Source organism: Thalassobaculum fulvum, assembly GCF_014652915.1.
Lineage (GTDB): Bacteria > Pseudomonadota > Alphaproteobacteria > Thalassobaculales > Thalassobaculaceae > Thalassobaculum_A > Thalassobaculum_A fulvum.
Genome location: NZ_BMZS01000010.1, coordinates 65,574 through 85,560, shown reverse-complemented (window position 1 = coordinate 85,560; position 19,987 = coordinate 65,574). Strand labels below are relative to the sequence as shown.

The 19,987-nt window shown below is 68.9% G+C and carries 14 protein-coding genes; 3 read left to right on the top strand and 11 right to left on the bottom strand.

Annotated features, from left to right (window positions below):
* Positions 1-186 precede the first annotated feature (186 nt).
* Together IE246_RS20135 and IE246_RS20130 are read right to left on the bottom strand one after the other, a co-directional pair.
* Positions 187-2,289: a methyl-accepting chemotaxis protein gene (locus IE246_RS20135; protein ID WP_189993011.1), complete on the bottom strand. Its 2,103-nt coding sequence runs from the start codon at positions 2,287-2,289 to the stop codon at positions 187-189.
* 150 nt (positions 2,290-2,439) lie between these two features.
* Positions 2,440-3,987, bottom strand: coding sequence for an acetolactate synthase large subunit (locus IE246_RS20130; protein WP_189993009.1), 1,548 nt, complete (start codon positions 3,985-3,987; stop codon positions 2,440-2,442).
* Positions 3,988-4,122: 135 nt separating this feature from the next.
* On the opposite strand from IE246_RS20130, the gene IE246_RS20125 reads away from it, so the two are divergent.
* Positions 4,123-5,037: an amidohydrolase family protein gene (locus tag IE246_RS20125; protein ID WP_229837403.1), complete on the top strand. Its 915-nt coding sequence runs from the start codon at positions 4,123-4,125 to the stop codon at positions 5,035-5,037.
* 206 nt (positions 5,038-5,243) lie between these two features.
* Entirely contained in the window at positions 5,244-5,681 is a 438-nt protein-coding gene (locus IE246_RS20120) for a PAS domain-containing protein (RefSeq protein WP_189993005.1), read from the top strand.
* A 49-nt stretch (positions 5,682-5,730) separates the two neighbouring features.
* Here the strand turns inward: IE246_RS20120 and IE246_RS20115 are convergent, their stop codons facing one another.
* From IE246_RS20115 to IE246_RS20080, 8 genes are all read right to left on the bottom strand, one after another.
* Positions 5,731-7,041, bottom strand: coding sequence for a TRAP transporter large permease (locus IE246_RS20115; RefSeq protein ID WP_189993003.1), 1,311 nt, complete (start codon positions 7,039-7,041; stop codon positions 5,731-5,733).
* Positions 7,038-7,700 (bottom strand): TRAP transporter small permease subunit, encoded by a 663-nt coding sequence (locus tag IE246_RS20110; RefSeq protein WP_189993001.1) that lies wholly within the window; start codon positions 7,698-7,700, stop codon positions 7,038-7,040. The genes IE246_RS20115 and IE246_RS20110 overlap by 4 nt, the downstream gene beginning before the upstream one ends.
* Before the next feature lie 124 nt (positions 7,701-7,824).
* The gene (locus IE246_RS20105; RefSeq protein ID WP_189992999.1) at positions 7,825-8,865 is read right to left on the bottom strand and encodes a C4-dicarboxylate TRAP transporter substrate-binding protein; all 1,041 of its coding nucleotides are present in this window, start codon (positions 8,863-8,865) and stop codon (positions 7,825-7,827) included.
* Positions 8,866-9,137: 272 nt separating this feature from the next.
* A complete protein-coding gene (locus tag IE246_RS20100; RefSeq protein ID WP_189992997.1) occupies positions 9,138-10,010 on the bottom strand; it encodes an NAD(P)-dependent oxidoreductase in 873 nt (290 codons plus the stop codon).
* 44 nt (positions 10,011-10,054) lie between these two features.
* Positions 10,055-11,005 carry a S1C family serine protease gene (locus IE246_RS20095; protein WP_189992995.1) on the bottom strand — a complete coding sequence of 317 codons (951 nt, stop codon included), beginning with the start codon at positions 11,003-11,005 and terminating at the stop codon, positions 10,055-10,057.
* A 145-nt stretch (positions 11,006-11,150) separates the two neighbouring features.
* Positions 11,151-12,317, bottom strand: coding sequence for an osmoprotectant NAGGN system M42 family peptidase (locus IE246_RS20090; RefSeq protein ID WP_229837402.1), 1,167 nt, complete (start codon positions 12,315-12,317; stop codon positions 11,151-11,153).
* The gene (gene ngg, locus IE246_RS20085; protein ID WP_189992993.1) at positions 12,301-14,106 is read right to left on the bottom strand and encodes an N-acetylglutaminylglutamine synthetase; all 1,806 of its coding nucleotides are present in this window, start codon (positions 14,104-14,106) and stop codon (positions 12,301-12,303) included. Before ngg ends, IE246_RS20090 begins: the two co-directional genes overlap by 17 nt.
* A 19-nt stretch (positions 14,107-14,125) precedes the next feature.
* The gene (locus IE246_RS20080; RefSeq protein ID WP_189992992.1) at positions 14,126-15,901 is read right to left on the bottom strand and encodes an N-acetylglutaminylglutamine amidotransferase; all 1,776 of its coding nucleotides are present in this window, start codon (positions 15,899-15,901) and stop codon (positions 14,126-14,128) included.
* A gap of 371 nt (positions 15,902-16,272) precedes the next feature.
* Here IE246_RS20080 and IE246_RS20075 point away from each other — a divergent pair, with 371 nt between their 5' ends.
* Positions 16,273-17,220 carry a cyclase family protein gene (locus IE246_RS20075; protein WP_189992990.1) on the top strand — a complete coding sequence of 316 codons (948 nt, stop codon included), beginning with the start codon at positions 16,273-16,275 and terminating at the stop codon, positions 17,218-17,220.
* A gap of 48 nt (positions 17,221-17,268) precedes the next feature.
* On the opposite strand, the gene IE246_RS20070 is transcribed toward IE246_RS20075, so the two are convergent.
* Positions 17,269-19,908: a DUF4347 domain-containing protein gene (locus IE246_RS20070; RefSeq protein WP_189992988.1), complete on the bottom strand. Its 2,640-nt coding sequence runs from the start codon at positions 19,906-19,908 to the stop codon at positions 17,269-17,271.
* Positions 19,909-19,987 lie beyond the last annotated feature (79 nt).

The following is a 19,987-nucleotide window of genomic DNA, read 5'->3' as shown; positions in this document are numbered from 1 at the left end:
GAATCCATCGCTCGGCCAATCGATGAAAGCCATCACCTGTGTGACCCTCGTCAGTTTCCGCCTGTCGGGAACCGGCGTCAGGCACCGAACGTCCAGCCACGCCTCCGTCGAACTGCGCAACCGGAGATTCGGCTCAATGTCCTAATATTTCGCTACCGGCCCGGCGAACCCGGTCAACGCGCCCGGTCAACTCGCCCGGACGCGCGCGACGAACGCTTCGACCTCGCGCGCGAGCTTCTGGGCGTCCTGCGCGAGCCCGCCGGAAGCCGCCAGGACCTGGTTCGCCGCGGTACCGGTCTCGCGCGAGGCTTCGGTCAGCCCGTGGGTGTTCCGGGACACCTCCTCGGTACCGGTCGAGGCCTCCTGGACGTTCCGGGATATCTCGTTCGTCGCCGCGTTCTGCTGCTCGACCGCCGCGGCGATCGAGGCGACGTTCTCGTTGATCTCCGCGATCGTCTCGGCGATCCCGCGGATCGATCCCGCCGCCTCACCGGTCGCCGACTGAATGCCGGAGATCTGCTCCGATATCTCGCTGGTCGCGCCGGCCACCTGGGTGGCCAGGCTCTTGACCTCCGAGGCCACCACCGCGAAGCCCTTGCCGGCGTCGCCGGCGCGGGCCGCCTCGATGGTCGCGTTCAGCGCCAGCAGGTTGGTCTGCTCGGCGATGTCCTGGATCAGCGAAATCACGTCGCCGATCCGCCGGGCCGCTTCGACAAGGCCTTCGACCTGGCGGTTGGTCGCCTCCGCCCGCTCGACCGCCGAGGTGGCGATCCGGCGCGATTCGCCGGCCTGGCGGCCGATCTCCGAGATCGACGCCGCCAGTTCCTCGGACGCGGTCGCGACCGTCTGGACGTTGCTCGACGCCTCGCCTGCCGCCGCCGCGACGGCCGCCGCCTGCGAGTTCGCCTGCTCGGCGGTCGCCGACATCGAGCCGGCGGTCGCCTGCAGTTCCTCCGCCGCCCGTGCGACCGCACCGACCACCGCCTTGACGCTGGCATCGAAACTGTCGGCGAGTTCGTTCATCGTGCGGCGTTTCTCGGCCTCGGCGCGCTCCGCCGCCTCCTTCTGCTCGGTCTCCAGCCGCTGCACCGCGCGGGCGTTCTGCCGGAACACCTCGACGGACCTCGCCATGGCGGCGATCTCGTCGCCGCCGTCGCCGCTCGGCAGCGCGACGTCGAGATCGCCGTCCGCCAGGGCCCGCATCCCCCCGGTCAGCCGGTTCACCGGCCCGACAACCCGTTTCAGAACGATCCAGAACGCGAGGACGGTGAGCAGAGCGGCCGCCAGCAGCACCGTCCCGTTCACCCCCATGGACCAGACGCTGTCCCCTTCCGACGATTCGGCGAGGCGGGCGCTGGCGACGCTGGCGGCGCGCGACAGCTCGAGCAGGCTGTCGATGGCGCGGGTCGCCGCGGCGATCCATTCGGCCCCGTCGACCGGGTAGTCAGAGCCCTTCTGGCCCGCGGCGTAGACCTGCGCCCGAACCTCCTGGAACGTCCCGAAGAACTCCTCCTTCACACGCTCGGCCGCCGCGGTGATCTCCGGCGCCGCAACCTCCTTGGCGAGATAGATCCGCACCCCGGTCCAGGCCTGCTCGACCCGGCCGCGGAGCTCGGTCAGACGCTGCGTCGCCGCCGGAGACATCGCGGTTCCGCCCGAGATGAGGCCACCGACGATCGCCCGCTCGCGGCCGGCATACTCGCTCATGGTCCAGACGGCGTGCTTGACGTCCTGGGCCAACAGGATGCGCGTCTCGATCGTGTGCGGCAGATACTGCGCGGCCGTCCGAAGCTCCTGCGAGATCATGATCAGCGACGTCATGACCGGAACCCAGTCCTTCGTGACATCGGCCGAGCGGCCGACCTTCATCTGGCCGAGATCCTTGTCGAGCTTCGCTCTCAGTTCCCCGACCTTGGCATACGCGGCGGCAACGCTCGCGATCAGGTCGTCGCGTCCCCGGAACGCGGGGGCTCCCCGGATCTCGGACATGCCCTGGGCGTATGCCGCGTCCGCGGTCGCGCGACGCTCCGCGATCTGGGCCAGGACCTGCTTGGAGGCCGGGTTCCAGTCCGCCAACGCCGCATTGCTGAGCCCGCGCTCCACCGCCCAGTTGCCGGCCGCGGTCAGCAGCAGGTCCGAGGTGCGGTTTCCTTCGGCGACGTAGGTCGACTCCCGATAGCCGTTCCAGGCTCGCACGCTCTCCAGCCCCGCCAGCACGACAACGCCGAGCGACAGCAAGCCTGTGACCGTCAATAGGCTGTTTCGAATGGTGATTTGGATGCCAGCCATGTCCCTCTCCCCCCTCCGGAAACGTATGCGTCCCAAGAGGGTAGGAAGAGAGTCTTAATCATTCCTTGTTTCACATATAATTAATCAAGAATATTCGTTATTTGAAATCGACCATTCCCTGCAATACCCGAAGGCTCGCCGACATACACCCTACGCCATCCAGGCCTCGATCAGGTGCGGCCCGGGCTCGGCGATCGCCCGGGCGAGCGCATCGTTGAACGTCTCGGCGCTGTCGACCCGCACACCGGGCACGCCCATGCCCTTGCCCAGCGCCACCCAGTCGAGCTCCGGCCGGTCGAGGGTCAGCATGTCGATCGCCTTGCGTCCCGGGTTCTGCGCCCCGACGTTGGTCAGTTCGTGCCGCAGGATCGCGTACGACCGGTTGGCGAAGATCACGTTCACCACGTCGCAGCCCTCGCGCGCCTGGGTCCAGAGCGCCTGCAGGGTGTACATGCCGGACCCGTCGCCCTCGGTGCAGATCACCTTGCGGTCCGGACAGGCGATCGCCGCCCCGGTCGCGTAGGGCAGGCCGAGGCCGATCGACCCGCCGGTCAGCGCCAGCCAGTCATGCGGCGCCGCCCCGACCGTGTACGGCATGAAGCCGCGCCCGGCGGTGACGCTCTCGTCGGCGACGATCGCGTTCTCCGGCATCAGGTTGCCGAGCGCGCAGGCCACCGCCTCCGGCGTCAGCGCCCCGGTCGCCAGCTCCGGCCGCTTGCTCTCCTGCAGCTCCGGCTCCGCGTTCCAGGCATCCAGTTCGTCGCACAGCGCCGACAGTACGGCGTGATGGTCGTCGCCCATCTCGGCCAACCGATGCACCGCGCAGCCGTCGGGGATGAGCACGCTCGGCTTGTTCGGGTAGGCGAAGAACGCCACCGGGACCTTGGCCCCGAGCAGGACGATGTGCTTGACCGACGCCAGCTGCTTCAGCGCGATGTCGACCGGGTACTGGATGCGCTCGATCGCGACCCGACCGGCGCCGCGCTGCCAGCGGCCGTTCGAGGTCTGGCACGACAGACGGCAACCGGTCTTCGCGGCGATCCGGCCGGCGATCTCCAGGGTGTCGGCCCGCAGCGCCCGCCCCGACATGTGGATCAGGGTCTCGGCGCCGGAAGTCAACGCCGCCGCCGCCTCGCGGATCGCCTGCGGGTCCGGGCCCGGCAGCGGCGCCGGCGCCACCGGCAGGGCCGGGCCGTCGGATTCGTCCCAGGCGGTGTTGGCCGGCAGGATCAGCGTGGCGATCTGCCCCGGAGGGCCCATCGAGGCAGCGACCGCGGCGGCCCCGTCGGCCGCCACGTCCTTCGCGCTCTTCGAGGTCTTCACCCAGCCCGAGACCGGCCGGGCGATACCCTCGATGTCCGCGGTCAGCGGTGCGTCGTGCTCGATGTGATAGGTCGCGTGCTCGCCGACGATGTTGACGACCGGCGTGAACGCCTTCTTGGCGTTGTGCAGATTGGCGAGGCCGTTGCCGAGGCCCGGGCCGAGATGCAGCAGCGTCGACGCCGGCTTGTCGGCCATGCGGGCGTAGCCGTCCGCCATGCCGGTGACGACCCCTTCGAACAGCCCGAGCACGCACCGCATGCCGTCGACCCGGTCGAGGGCGGCGACGAAATGCATCTCCGAGGTGCCGGGGTTGGTGAAGCAGACGTCGACGCCGGACGCGACCAGCGTGCGCACGAGGGATTCCGCGCCGTTCATGAGGATCGTCCTGGAAGCTGAATGTTCAGACCGCCCGATCATGGACGGACACGACGCGTCGAACAAGACCATGCGCTTGCCAAAGCGTTCCCGGGGCGGGCTTCATTCCGGAAGACCAGCCTGTGGGAGGATCCCGTGACCGACGCCGATGCCGACCTGCCGATCATCGACGCGCACCATCATTTCTGGGACCTGGGCCACGGCCGCTACCCATGGCTGGAAGACCACGTCATCCCGTTCCGCTACGGCGACTACTCGGCGCTTCGGCAGCGCAGCTACCTGATCGACGACTTCCTCGGCGACCACGGCCGGCACCGGGTCGTGAAGTCGGTACACATGGAGGCCGAATGGGACCCGCGCGACCCGGTCGGCGAGACCCGCTGGCTGCACGCCCTGCACGACCGCACCGGCTGGCCGCACGCGATGGTCGGCCAGGCCTGGTTCGCGCGGGAGGACATCGCGGAGGTGCTGGCCGGCCACGCCGCCTTCCCGCTGGTCCGCTCGGTACGCCAGAAGCCGGCGGCGGCGCCGTCCCCCGACGCCTTCGTGGCCGGGGCCCCCGGGTCGATGGCGGACCCGGCGTTCCGGGCCGGCTATCGCCTGCTGTCCCGGCACGGGCTGCACTACGACCTGCAGACCCCATGGTGGCATCTCGGCGAAGCCGCCGACCTGGCCCGCGACTTTCCCGATACCCTGATAGTTCTCAACCATACCGGGCTTCCCTCGGACCGTTCGCCGGCCGGGCTCGACGGCTGGCGAAACGCGATGGCGGCCCTGGCCGACCGGCCGAACACGATGGTCAAGATCTCCGGCATCGGCGTCCCCGGACAGCGATGGACGCCGGATCTGCAGCGGGCGATCGTCCTGGATACGATACGGCTGTTCGGCGCCGATCGCTGCATGGTGGCCAGCAATTTCCCGGTCGATTCCCTGTGTGCCACCTATGACGAGATCTTCGCCGGACTGAAGGAGATCACCGCCGACCTCGCCGCGGCCGATCGGCGAGCACTGTTCCACGACACCGCTTCCCGGACGTATCGTCCGGCGTAGCCCGTCCCTCGGGTGCGGCACTCGGGCTCAGGAGGCTGACGCCGTCGGACAACGCATGGTAAGGTCCTCGGCGAAGCTGCCCGAACCTCGGTCAGCCCGGTCAAGGCCAGTGCATGGCGCATGAAACCCATTCGACCGATCCGTCCTATCTCGAAGGTCAGAGGTTGCTGCGCCGATCGGTGAACGCCCCGATCCGGATGGTCCTCATGTATTGGCTGGGGCTGCACGACGGCGAGCGGCCGCCGGCGAGACAGCAGTTCGACCCGGTCGACCTGCCGAGCCGCGCCCTGCCCTACCTGTTTCTGCTGGAACGCATCCCCGGGCCGGGCTGGCGCCTGCGCCTCGCCGGCTCGCACCTGGTCGATGCTCTGGGACGCGACTTCACCGGCTGCGAACTGGTCGACGAACAGATACCCGGCGTATCCCTGTCGCGGACCGTACGACTGCTGAACCAGATGGCCGAGACCGGCCTGCCGGGACATTTCCACGGCCGCTCGACGTTCCGTTTCAGGGACAACTACGACGACCACGAGCAGGTCCTGCTGCCGTTCCGCGATCGCAAGACCGGCCTGATAGAGGCCGTCCTGGGCGCAATCGTCTACGAGGGGCTGCAGGGCGCCTTCGGGCCGGGCGCCACCTGGTAGCGGAACCCGGGAGGAGGCGGAACCCGCCGCCCCCTCCCGCTCCGAAGGGCTAGTTCAGCAGGGTCTGCGGCAGCCAGGTGATCACTTCCGGCCAGATCATGAACACCGCCACGGTGATGAAGTCGGCGACCACGAACGGGCCGACGCCCCGGAACACCGTGGAGATCGGGATGTCCGGACGGACCGCCGACACCACGAAGCAGTTCAGGCCGATCGGCGGCGTCACCAGGCAGACCTCGGCCATCTTCACGACGATGATCCCGAACCAGATCGAGTCGTAGCCGAGCGCCATCACCGCCGGGTACACGACCGGCAGGGTCAGCAGGAGCATGCCGATCGCGTCCATGAACATGCCGAGGATCGCGTAGGCGATCAGGATGCAGACCATCACCACCCACGGCTCGAACGGCAGCGAGACGATGAAGTTGGTGAAGTGCTCCGGCAGGCCGGCGAACCCGAGGAACCGCACGAACGCCAGCACGCCCCAGATCAGGCTGAAGATCATCACGGTGAGCTTGGCGGTGTCGAGCAGCGACGCCTTCAGGGCGTCCCAGCGCATGCCCTTCATCATCGCCATGAGGAACACCACGAACGCCCCCAGCGCTCCCGCCTCGGTCGGGGTCGCCCAGCCGAAGTACATGGCGCTGAAGATGATGACGACCACCGCGACCACCGGGAAGGTGCCGGGTATCGCCTTGACCCGGTCGGTCCAGGTGTATCCCTTGATCGCCGGGCCGATCTTCGGGTCGATCTTGGCCCAGATCAGGATGATCGCGACGTAGATCAGCGCCGAGACGATCCCGGGGATGAAGCCGGCCAGCAGCAGCTGCCCGACCGATTCCTCCACGATGATCGCGTAGATCACCAGGATCGCGCTCGGCGGAATCAGGGTTGCCAGGGTTCCGCCGGCCGCCACCACGCCCGCCGCGATCCGACGCGAATAGCCGGCCGACAGCATCTCGGGGATCGCCACCCGGGCGAACACCGCCGCGGTCGCGGTCGAAGCCCCCGACACCGCGGCGAAGCCGGCCGTGGCCATCACCGATGCCACCGCCAGTCCACCGGGCATCCACCCCAGCCACTTGCGCGCCGCGTCGAACAGCGCCTGGGTGATGCCGGCGTGGAACGCCAGATAGCCGATCAGGATGAACATCGGCAGCACGGACAGCGTGTAGGTGACCGACTTCGAGTGCGGGATCGTGCCGACCATTCCGGCGCCCGCGTCCCAGCCGATGATGGCCACCAGACCGACGAAGCCGACGGTCGCGGCCGCGATGTACACGCGCACCCCGATGATCACCATCACCAGGAGGGCGATGACGCCGATGATGCCGATCGTGTCGTTGCTGAGCTCGGTCACGCGCCGGCCCTCCCCTTGGACTCGCCGTCGGTGTCTTCGAGCGCGCCGGCGCCCGCGGCCTCTTCCTCGGCCAGTTCGCGGACGTCGGCGATCAGCGGAACCGCCACCGGCGCCGCGCCCGGGTTGAGGAACAGGCGCGCATAGCCGATCAGGTTCAGCAGCTGGCGCAGGAACAACAGTGCGAAGGCCGCCGGGATCAGCATCTTCGACGGCCACCAGGGGATCTGCGCGTCGATCGTCGAATCGCCGTACTCGTAGGCCCGCATGGCGTGCTCCCAGCCGTACCAGATCAGCACTGCCATCAGGAACAGCCCGAGGACCTGGCCGGCCATTTCGGCCAGCCAGAGCGGCCGGCCGCGCAGCTTGCCGATCAGCAGTTCCATGCGGACGTGGCCGTTCATGCGCTCGCAGTAGGCGATGGCCAGGAACGCGAACACCGCGATCGACATCTCGATGGCGTCGATGTAGCCGAAGATCGGTGCGTTGAAGACCGTCCGCCCGACGATCTGGACGACGCCCACCAGCATCAGCCCGAAGATGAAGAAGGCGGAAAGCAGGGCGGTGCCGCGCTCGAGCGCGTGCAGCACGCGGTCGAACCGATCCACGGTATGGCCCCCCGACGCCGCCTGCTCGGGCGTGAGGTTCAGGGGCTGGGTCATGTCTCCGAGTCCCTTCGTTTGCAGTCCCGGCCGCCGGCTCGGGCGAGCGCGGCGAAGCCGGCCGGCTGGAAGCGGGAAAGGGCCGCGCCAGGCGCGGCCCTTCCCTCGATACGCGGTCGTTCGCCTACTTGTTGGCGGCCTTCTTGGCCTCCGCGAAGATCAGGTCCAGCAGACCCTGGGCGTCGAACTTGTCCTTGTTCTCGGCCACCCACTGGTCCCACACCGGCTTGCCGCCGATCTTGCGGAACTCCTCGAGCTGCTCGTCGGAGTAGACGATCTCCTCGAGCTTGGACCTGAACATCGGCAGGTTCTTCTCGTCGATGTCGTGATAGGCCTTGATCTGGACCTTGTAGGCCTCGGGCTTCAGGTCCATCAGCAGCTTCTGGTACTGCGGCGGCAGCTTCGCGTACGCGTCCTTGTTCAGGACCATGGCGCATTCGGAGGTGCCCGGCGACATGTTCGAGGTGAACCAGTTGCTGATCTCGTGGATCTTGTAGGCGGCGTGCGAGTAGGTGTACGGGAACGAGGCGGCGTCCATGGTGCCGCGCTCCATACCGGTGTACACGTCGGTCGCCGGCACGGTCGTCAGGGTCGCGCCCAGCTTCTCCATGGCGGTACCGACGCCGCCGCCGGCGCGGACCCGCATGCCCTTCCAGCCGTCCAGCGTCTTCGGCGCCGGGCCACGGCCGAGGAACTCGTACTGCGGCAGCAGCGCCGAGAAGTACGGCATGGCGTTCCAGTTATCCATGTCCGCCTTGAACTCCGGCGTGTTCATCAACGCCTCGCGGACGTGCATGGACAGCTCGAGGTCGCCGAGCGGCAGGAACGGCATGGTCAGGACCATCCAGGCCGGGTTCTTGCCGGGATGATAGAAGTTGCAGAACTGGGCGGACTGGAAGGCGCCGATCTTGATGCCGTCCAGGTTTTCGCGCGCCTTGGACAGCGCCTCGCCGTAGTGGATCTTGAGGGTGAAGTTCCCGCCGGTCTTCTCGGCCAGCTGCTGGGAAATCCACTCCGGACCGACGGTGAAGGCCCGGGCCTTGCCCCAGGTCGACATGTTCCACGACACCTTCGGGCCCTCGACCTCGGCCGCCTGCGCGACGCCGAGGCTGACGGCACAGGCGCCGACGATCATGGAGACGCGCACGAGCGTCTTGAACTTCATGTTGTCCTCCGCTGTGAGTCTTGTTCGTTGTGCCGGCCGTTACCAGGACGGTTCGGTCCGATCGGTTGCTCGAAACGTCGTGCCCCCCTTCCACGATCCTCGTTCCGCTGCCGGCCTCGTCCGTTGCCGGCCCCGTTCCCCTCCGGCCCGTCGCCGGTGCCTGGACAGGAGTTTGACCGTACCGGCGGGCCCCGACAAGTTGTACGACGGATTGCCGACCGTCGACTTGTATACAATCATCGGGCCGGAAAGCAAGCCGGACCGGCCGTCCCTCAGACCGGCTCGCCGGTGAACAGCTTGAGCACGGCGATGCCGTCAAGCTCGTCGTGTCCGCGCGCCGCCATCAGCCGGAACAGCTCGGCGGCCTGCGTCGACATCGGGATCGCCGCCTTCAGGTCGTGGGCGAGATCGTGGACCATGTCGAGGTCCTTGAGCACCTGGCGAAGGTAGCCGGCCGGCGCGTAGTCGCGCTCGATCATCCGCGGCCACATCGCCCGCATCAGGTTGGACCCGGCATAGCCCGAGCCGAGCGCGTCGACCAGCTTGCCGCTGTCGACGCCGCCGCGCTCCGCCAGGTTCAGGGCTTCCGCCAGCACCACGAAATTGGTGAGCACGCACACCTGGTTGACCATCTTCGTGACCTGGCCGGCGCCGACCGGACCGAGGTGAACGAGGCTGGCGGCCAGGCCTTCCAGGACCGGCCGGACCGTCGCCATGTCGGCGTCCGAGCCGCCGGCCATGATCGCCAGGCCACCGGCGCGGGCGGCCGGCGGCCCGCCGGACACCGGCGCATCGACCCATCCGGCCCCGCTGTCCGCCCGCAACCGCTCGGCCATCGCCTTGGTGCGGGCGACCACGGTGGTCGAGAAGTCGACGAGCACGGCATCGCGCCCGACCGATCCGGCGACCCCGTCGGGGCCGAACACCGCCTCCTCCAGGTCGTCGGTCGTGGTCACGCAGGTCATGACGAGGTCGGCCCCGGCAGCGGCCTCGGCCGGGCTCCCGACGGGGGTCACGCCCCACTGCGCCGCGGCATCCCTTCGATCCGCCCTGGGGTCGAAGCCGGCCACGCCGTGCCCGAGCTCGACCAGCCGTCGCGTGAACCCCTCGCCCATCAGCCCCAGGCCGAGAAACCCGATGCGCATCCATCCCTCCCCGGCCGGGTCGCGCCCGGCACCGGCTTCGCTTCTCAGTGCAGCTTCGGTCCCTTGAGCAGTTCCCGACGCGACACCGACTCGATGGTCAGTTCGAGCAGCTCGCCGTCGCGGGCGACGGTCAGCGGTATCGCGCTGCCGGCCGGTCCGACCGCCCACACCTGCCGCAGGAAGTCGGCGAGGCTGCCGACCGGGCGCCCGTCGACCTTGGCGATCACGTCGCCGACCTGGACGTCGGCCTGGTCCGCCGGCCCGCCGTCGCTCAGCCCGGCCACCACCAGCCGGCTCTCCATCTCGGTGCCGTACAGACCGAGCCAGGGGCGCGGCGGCCGGTTCGGCATGCCGTAGGCCACCATGTCGTCGTAGATCGGCTTCAGCAGATCGATCGGCACCACCATGTTGCCGTCGACCGGCTGCCCCCCGCCCTGGGACTGCTGGATGAACAGCGAACCGATCCCGAGCAGGCGGCCATCCTCGCCGATCAGGCCGCAGCCGCCCCAGTTCGGATGTGCCGGGGCGGTGAAGATGGCGTCGTCGATCAGGTACTCCCAGTAGCCGGCGAACTCCCGCACGCCGATCACCTGGGCCTTGACCGCGGCCCGGCGTCCGCCGTGACCGGCGAGCATGACCGGATCGCCCTCGCGCACCGCCGAGGACTCGCCGAACTCGAGGGCCGGCAGGTCGAGCGCGCCGAGTGCCTGCACCAGGCCGAACCCGGTCTCCTGGTCGTAGCCGAGCACCGTCCCCGGCACCGCCCGCCCGCGATTGTCGGTGATCCAGATGGTCTCGGCCTCGGTGACCAGATAGCCGATGGTCAGGATCAGGCCGTCCTCCCGGATCACGACGCCGTTGCCGGATCGCTCGGTCCCCAGGATCGACGCGGTGAAGGCGTCCTCCGGCACGTGGCTCTTCAGCCCCACGATGGACGACAGCACCTTGTTCAGGTCGTAGGCCAGATGCTCCGGCCGCGGATCTTCCTCCGACATGACTTCCCGTCGATCGCCGGTTGCGCTCCAAATCAGGCGGCGGCGCGGTCTCCGGAGCCCAGGGACGCCGCCGCCGATACTCTAGCAGCGACCACGCGCGACCGTCAGCCTGCGCGTGCCGCTCGTCCCGGTGACAGGACCGAGGCTATTCCTGGGTGTCGGGAAAGCCGTCCAGCGGTCCGATCGGGAGTTCGTCGCGCTGAACCACCGGCGGACTCATGACATACACCGCCACCAGCCGAGCCAGCGCCGCCAGCGAGTCGATGTGCACCCGCTCCCAGCCGTGGCTGGCGTCCAGCCCGAACGCCACCAGCGCGGTGCGGATGTCGTTGCCGGCTTCGATCGCCGAGGCGGCGTCGCAACGGTAGTGCTTGAACACGTCGCGCCGGTGGTCGATGCCGTAGCGGCGGGCAAGGTCGATCAGGCCGCGGGTGAGGTGGTAGTCGAACGGCCCGGTCATGTCGCCCATGGCGATTGTGACGCCGTACTCCGCCGAGCTCTGGCCGGGCGCCACGGTGGCGTTGTCGACCGCCAGCAGCTCGGCGACGTCGCCGTGCAGCACCGCCGAGGCACCCGAACCGGTTTCTTCCGAGATCGTGAACAGGAAGTGGCAGTCCACCGGCAGCTTGGCGTCGGTCTCGGTCACCGCCGACAGCACCTCCATCATCGCTGCCACGCCGGCCTTGTCGTCCAGGTGCCGGGCGTTGATGAAGCCGGTGTCGGTCACCTCCGGCTGCGGATCGACGGCGACCATGTCGCCGACGTGGAACGCCCGCGAGACCAGGTCGTCGCTGGACGACACCCGGTCGTCGACCCGGATCTCCAGGTTGTCCCAGTGCGCCGGCTGGGTCTCGATCTCCTGGTCGAAGACGTGCCCCGAAGCCTTCAGCGGCAGGATCGTCCCGCGTCTCGGCCCGGCCTCGGTGAACACGGTCACGCGCGCGCCCTCAGCGAACCGCGCCGCCCAGGTTCCGACCGGCCGGATCGCCAGCCGTCCGTTCGCCTTCAGCTGCGTGACCTGGGCGCCGAGCGTGTCGAGATGGCCGACCACCGCGCGGTCCGGGCTCTCGACCTCGCCGCGCAGGTTGGCGCGGATCGCGCCGCGCCGGGTCAGCTCGTAGTCGATCCCGCGCCCGTCCAGCCAGCCGCAGACGTGCCGGACGATGCTGTCGGTGTAGCCGGTCGGGCTCGGGATCGCCTCCAGTTCCAGCAGGTGGTCGAGGATCCTGCGCCCCTCGATCGCCGCCAGTGTCCGCGACGCGTCGCCATAGCTCCGCAGTCGCTCCTCGGCCGATCTATCGAGCGGCGGCATGGCGCGCCTCCTCCTGTCGATGCGCACCCGACCGTGCCGACCGGTCGACGGTGTGCGGGAACAGCATGTCGACGAACCGCTCGGCGGTCGGCTGCGGCTCGTGGTTGGCGAGGCCCGGACGCTCGTTGGCCTCGACGATCACGTAGTCGTCGCCGGCCGGGTCCGGCACCAGGAAATCGAATCCGACCAAGGGAATGGCGAGCGCCCGCGACGCCTCCTCGGCCGCCAGCGCCAGACGCGGCGACAGGACCGGGGTAACGTCGTGGATGGTCCCGCCGGTATGCAGGTTGGCGGTCTTGCGCACCGCCAGATGCTCGCCGGCCGGCAGCACCGAATCGTAGTCGTAGCCGGCCAGCCCGATGCAGCGCTCGGTCTCGCCGTCCATCGGGATCCGGCTCTCGCCGCCGGTCGCGGCCGAGCGCCGGCGGCTCTGCTTCTCGATCAGGGTGCGCACCGTCGAGACGCCGTCACCCACCAGGCTGGCCGGCTTGCGGATCGCCGCCGCCACCAGCTTGTGGTCGATCACGATCAGGCGCAGGTCCTGACCCTCGCAGAACTCCTCCAGCAGCACCCGGTCGGACACCGCATAGGCCGCCTCGATCGCGCGGCGCATGGTCTCGACATCCGAGATGTCGACCGCGATGCCGCGCCCCTGCTCGCCCTTGGCCGGCTTCACCACGATCCGGCCGTGCCGCTTCAGGAACGCCTCGTCGCCCTCGTCGTCCGTGACCTCGCGCTGCTCCGGCACCCGGAACCCCTGCTTCTTCAGCAGGCGCGAGGTCAGGGACTTGTCGTCGCAGCGGCTGAACGCCACCGCGCTGGTCAGCTCGGACAGCGATTCCCGGCAGGCGACCCGGCGGCCGCCATGGGTCAGGGTGAACAGCCCGGCCTCCTCGTCCTCGATCTCCACCCCGATGCCGCGCCGGCGCGCCTCGTTGATGATGATCCGGGCATAGGGGTTGAGCCGCGCCTCCGGCCCCGGCGCCGAGTAGAGCCTCTCGTTGATCGGGTTCTTGTACTTGATGCTGAACAGCGGCACCCGCTCGAAGCCGAGCTTCTCGTACAGCCCGATCGCCTGCTCGTTGTCGTGCATGACCGACAGGTCGATCTGCGCAAGGCCGCGGGTCTGGAAGGTCTCGATCAGGTGCCGGACCAGGACCTCGCCGATGCCCGGCAGGCTGGCCTGCGGGTCGACCGCCAGGCACCACAGGCTGGAGCCACGTTCCGGGTCGGCGAAGGTCAGGACATGGTCGATGCCGGTCACCGTGCCGACCACTTCGCCCGAGGCCTCGTCGATCGCCAGCAGGTGCAGGATGTGGCGCGAGCCGCGGTGGTTCAGGAAGAAGTCGCGGTCGGCCTGCACCATGCCGTGCTTGGCGTAGATCCGGTTGACCGCGGCCGCGTCCTCGCCGGAGCGCACACGGCGCACATACACGCCGGGCACCCGGTCGCGGCGCGGCCGGTAGCGCTGCAGGTCGAGCCGGTAGGTGTGCGACGGGTCGAGGAACAGCGCCTCCGGCGCCTGCGCCAGCACGACGTGCGGGTCGCTCAGGTAGATCGCGATGTCGCGCTCGTCCGGGGCCTCCTGGCGGAGTGCCTCGGTCAACGCCTCGGCGCTGTCGAAGGTGTGGCCGAACAGCAGCCGTCCCCAGCCGCAATGCACGACCGCGTTGTCGTCCGGCGGATCGAGATCCCGCAACTCCGCCTGCCCCGGGTTCCACGCCCGCCGCACCCGGTCGCGAGCCCGCGAGCGGCGCTGGCGATAGGCCGTCTGAATACGTTCGTTCATGGCGTCGTCGTCTCCCGTGTCAGATCCCGTGGGCCTGCAGCCAGGCCTCGAGCAGCGCCGCCTGCCAGAGCTCGGATCCCCCAAGCCCCGTGATGTGCGCCTCCGGGGTCTGCAGCCGGCTGTCCAGCCAGCCCTGCTCGAACAGGCCCCGGTCGCGGGCCCGGCGATCGTTCAGGATGTCCCGCACGTATTCCAGGGTGTCGCCCTGGATGTACTTGAGCGCCGGCACCGGGAAGTAGCCCTTCGGCCGGTCGATGACCGCCGACGGGATCACCCGGCGGGCGGCCTGCTTCAGCACGTGCTTGCCGCCCTCGCCGACCTTGAACTCGGCCGGGATCCGGGCGGCGAGCTCGACCAACTCGTGATCCAGGAACGGCACCCGGGCCTCCAGCCCCCAGGCCATGGTCATGTTGTCGACCCGCTTCACCGGGTCGTCGACCAGCATGACCGTGGTGTCGAGGCGGAGCGCCTTGTCGATGGTCCGCTCCGCCCCCGGCATCGCGAACGCCTCCTCCAGGAACGCCCCGGCATGGTCGCCGTTCCGCAGCGCCGGCCCGGCGGCAGCCAGGAAGCCGTCGTGGTCGCGGTCGCGGAACAGCCGGGCGTAGTCGGCGACGCCGGTCGCGTCGTCGAGCAGCGGCGGATACCAGTGATAACCGCCGAACACCTCGTCGGCGCCCTGGCCGGACTGCACGACCTTGACCCGCTTCGCGACCTCCTCGCTCAGCAGGTAGAAGCCGATGCAGTCGTGGCTGACCATCGGCTCCGACATCGCGGCGATGCAGCTCGGCAGCGACGGCAGCAGGCGCTCGCGGCTGTCGACCCGGATCTGGTGGTGCACCGTGCCGAAGTGCTCGGCGATGATGTTCGAGTACTGGAACTCGTCGCCGACCTCGTCGCCGACGGTCTCGAAGCCGACCGAGAAGGTCTCCAGCGGCACGTCGCTCTGCTCGGCGATCAACCCGGTGATCAGCGAGGAATCGACGCCGCCCGACAGCAGCACCCCGACCGGCACGTCGGCGACCAGCCGCCGCCGCACCGCCGTGCGCAGGCTCTCCAGCACCCGCTCGGCCCAGTCCTCGGCGCCGAGCCCGCGCTCGTCGTCACGGGTCTCGTAGACCGGCGCCCAGTACCGGCGCTCCTGGCGTCGGCCGTCGGCTTCGACCGTCAGCACGGTCGCCGGCGGCAGCTTGCGCACGCCCTTGAGGATGGTGCGAGGGGCCGGCACCACCGCGTGAAACGTCATGTAGTGGTTGAACGCCACCGGATCGATTTCGGTCGAGACGTCGCCGGCCTGCAAAAGCGCCGGCAGGGTCGACGCGAACCGCAGGCCGCCCTTCACCTCGGCGAGGTACAGCGGCTTGATGCCGAGCCGGTCGCGCGCCAGGGTCACCCGGCCGCTGCCGCGCTCCCAGACGGCAAACGCGAACATTCCGGCCAGGCGCTCGACGCAGGCCGGTCCCCATTTGTGGAACGCCTTGAGGATCACCTCGGTGTCGCCGTCGGAGAAGAACCGGTAGCCGGCGGCCTCCAGGTCGCGCTTCAGTTCACGGTAGTTGTAGATCGCCCCGTTGTAGGCGATCGCCAGGCCGAGTTCCGCATCCACCATCGGCTGCTGGGCGCGCTCGGACAGGTCGATGATCGACAGCCGCCGGTGCGCGAGCCCGAGGCGGCTCTGCAGGAACAGTCCGTCGGCGTCGGGGCCGCGGGTGACCATGGCGTCCGCCATGGCAGCAAGACGGACGGGCGACGCGGAGCGCCCGTCGAACCGGATTTCGCCGGCCAATCCACACATGAATTCGCTACCTGATAGTGAAGGATACCCACAATATGGCACACTCGGCCGGCAATTGAACCCCCATGTCCAAATTTCACTATTCAATCAAGTAATTGGGTAACGATCCCCATCGCAGCCAAAATACTGAAAAGTGAAGGCAAAGATACCCGATCAACGACATTCTTCGCATTCGGCGCAGCCCACCGAAACCGCTTCGGAACGCTTCATTTTTGTGACAATTCCAACGAGAACCACGCATCGGAAACGAACATTGGGGAGTTAACCAATCCCCTAGCCAAACCGGCCGCCGCATGATGAAATTCCGTTTCATCGTCACCCGCATGGATGGCGGAGGCGATGCCCAAAAGAAGTCCTTGAGGGAGGAAGAAATGCGAGCGACCTACGCAGCCACCGTTGCTCTGGGGGCCGTGCTGCTGGCCGGGCCGGCGATGGCGCAGGACTGGACGAAGTCGAAATGGGGGCCGGACGACGAGATCGGCGCAGCCAACCTGATCACGCCCGAGTCGGTGATGCAGGCCGCCAAGCTGGTGAAGACCGGCAAGACCTACAACCTCGGCATCATCGTCGATCCGACGGTCCCGGCGTTCGCGCCGCGTACCATGAGCATCACGGTGCTGCAGCCGAACCAGATCGCGACCAAGGGTCTCGGCGACAACGCCATGACCTACAACGACGACATCTTCATGGGCTGGCTCGGCATCGGCCCGCAGATCGACGGGCTCGGTCACATCGGCATCGACCACGTCTACTACAACGGCCTCAAGGACAGCGACTTCGCCAAGGCCGACGGGCTGAAGAAGCTCGGCATCGAGAAGCTGCCGCCGATCGTGACCCGCGGCGTGCTGCTCGACATGGCCGCGTACTACGGCGTCGACCTGGTGAAGGAGGGCACTCCCTACACCAAGGAGGACATTGTCGGCGCCGCCAAGAAGCAGGGCGTCGAGATCCGCAAGGGCGACGTCGTGCTGTTCCACTCGAACTGGCTGACCCTGCTCGACGAAGGCACCCGCGACGCCAAGCGCTACGGCTCGTCCGAGCCCGGTCTCGGCAAGAGCGGGGCCGAGTACCTGGCGGAGATCGGAGTCGTGGCCGTCGGCGCCGACACCTGGGGCCTCGAGGCGGTGCCGTTCCCCGAGGGCACCGGCGTGTTCGAGGTGCACCAGATCCTGATTCCCAAGAACGGGATCTTCATCCTGGAGAACATGGAGACGCGCGAACTCGCCAGGGACAAGGCCTACGAGTTCATGTTCGTGCTCGGCCCGACCCGCATGCGCGGGGCGGTGCAGATGATGATCAACCCGACCGCCATTCGCTGACGGCGGCCCCGGCGGCGGGTTCTCGCGACCCGCCGCCGGCCGAGCCGTCTATCCGAAGGTGAACCAGCCGGACTGCAGCTGGGACACGGTGACGCCGTTGAGGGTCAGGGTGTTGCCGCTGCCGAGCGCGATCTGCACCCCGTCGGCGGTGTCGGTCGCCGCCGCCACCAGCTCGGCGTAGCTGGCGATGCCGCTGCCGTTGACGTCCGACGCGATCCTGATGGTGTCGCCGCCGGCGCCGTCGAAGTCGTTGACCGTGTCGGCGCCGCCGCCGTTGCCGATCACGATCAGGTCGGCGCCGTCGCCACCGGAGATCGTGTCGTCGCCGAGCCCGCCCTGCAGGGTGTCGTTGCCGAGCCCGCCGACCAGCAGGTCGTTGTCCTGGCCTCCCAGCAGGTTGTCGTTGCCCTGGCCGCCGAACAGGCTGTCGGCGCCGAGGTTGCCGTACAGCACGTCGTCGGCCAGGTTGCCATAGGCCACGTCGGCGTCCTGGCCGCCATACGCCACGTCGGCGTCCTGGCCGCCATACAGGGTGTCGCCGCCGACATTGCCGTACAGCACGTCGGCGTCGGTGTTGCCGTACACCACGTCGGCCCCGGTGCCGCCCCACAGCGAATCGTTGCCGGAACCGCCATTCACCGTGTCGTTGCCGCCGTCGCCGTACAGGCTGTCGTTGCCGGCCGCCGAGCCGATGGTGTCGTCGCCGTCGCCGCCGTACAGCGTGTCGTCGCCCTCGCCCAGCGAGATGAACTGGCTGCTGCCGTCGCCGACCGCGTAGTTGTTGCCCGACCCGCCGGTCACCGTCGCGTTGCCGATGATCGACGCGAACTCGATGTTGTCGAGCTGCAGGGTCTTGCCGGTGATCGACCGCATGTCGATCACGAACGCCTCCGACTGCCCGCTGTTCGAGGACCCGGTGATCACGATCGGCGCGTCGGTGGTGATGCCGGTGCCGACCGTCGGAATGATGGTGCGGATGTCCAGGGTGGTGGTCGACGCCAGGGTATTCAGGAAGGTCCGCGCCCCGCCGACCACCTCGGTCGACCCGGTCGGGTTGCGGCCCTCGATGGCGGAGACCAGGGTGTTCACCGCGGTGTCGCCGGACTGCGCCGTCGACGGCCCCGACGACGTGATGCTGACCGACGGCGGCAGGGTCGCCGTGACCACGTTGCCGTTGTTGCCGGTGTTCTGCACGATCGCCGCCGAGCCGCTGCTGCCGCCGTTGTTGGTGATCGTCCGGTCGCCGCCCGAATTGTCGCTCACCCCGCCGTCGTTCACCGACACCCCGCCGTCCGAGCCGGAGCCGCCGGAATCGCCGCCGCCGTTGTTGGACGGCGCGGTCAGGGTAATCGTGGTTGTGCCGCCGCTCAGCGACGCGCTCCAGGTGCCGCTCGCCGAGGTGATGCCGGTCAGGGTCAGGGTCTGACCGCTGCCGAGGTCGATCGTGCCGCTCGCCGCCGTCCCGTTCAGCGCCGTCAGATCGCTGCTGGTGACCTCGATGGTGTCGCCGATCGCGAAATCGCCGATGGTGTCGCCGTTGTGGTTGGCGGCGCTGCCGGTGAAGGTGTCGTTGCCGTCGCCGCCGAACATCGTGTCGGCATTGGCACCGCCCCGCAGCACGTCGTCGCCGACCCCGCCGTACAGCAGGTCGTCGCCGGAGAATCCGCTCAGGGTATCGTTCTCGGTATCGCCGTACAGGGTGTCGGCGCCGTCGCCGCCCGACATGGTGTCGGTGCCGGTCCCGCCGTAGAGCAGATCGTTGCCCTTGCCGCCCCATATCCAGTCGCCACCGTCGTCGCCGTACAGCAGGTCGGCGCCTGAACTGCCGATGACCGTGTCGTTGCCGGCACCGCCGTAGAGCGTGTCGTCGCCGTCGCCGCCCGAAGTGGCGTCGTTGCCGGCCTCGCCGTAGACAATGTCGTTGCCGGTGGCGCCGTAGCCGAAGTCGTTGCCGTCGCCGCCGTAGATCGTGTCGTTGCCGCCACCGCCATACAGCGTGTCATTGCCGAGATCGCCGAACAGCGAATCGTTGCCGTCGAGCGCGGAGATGACGTCGGTACCGCCGAGGCCGGAGATGTCGTCGTTGCCGGCCGTGCCGGTGAGGGTGTCGTTGCCGGCTGTACCGGTCGTGCTCGCCAGCAAGCCCTGATAGGCGGCCCGGGCCGCCGGCGCGAACGCCGGCTCGACCGTCGCGCCGGCCGGATCGCGCAGGATCCAGCTGCCGCCCAGCGCCGCCGCGCCGACCGGTGCTACCGAGGCGAACACCTCGGCACCGAGCGCCGCCTCGAGATACTCGACGAAGCCCCGCCCCGCGGCACCGGCAGCGACCGAGCAGCCGTACAGCACGACGCGCCCGTCGGGCGACAGCGCTGCCGCGATGTCGGCCAGGATCCCTCGCCGCATCACCAGCCCGGGCAGGTCGATCCGCTCGCCGGCCAGCAGCAGGCTGCCGGGCTCGCCGTGGCCCACGACGTGCAGCGCCGCCACGCCGGAGCGACCGTTCAGGTACTCGGCCACCTGCTCGATGCCCCGCCCGCCCGCGGCCAGCCGCAGCACCTCGGCGTCGGCGCCGAGGCCCGCCAGCAGGGTCGCGGCGTCTTCGACGGCCGAATCGACGACCACGAGTTCGACATTCCGCCGGGCCACTTCGCCCACGCGCTGGCTCGATGCCAGTTCCCAAACCCTCATGTCAGTCTCCAAACTGTCACCGCGTCGGCGCCGTCGACGCCCGCGAATCGCGCTTATGGTGCCGGTCGACAGGCAACGG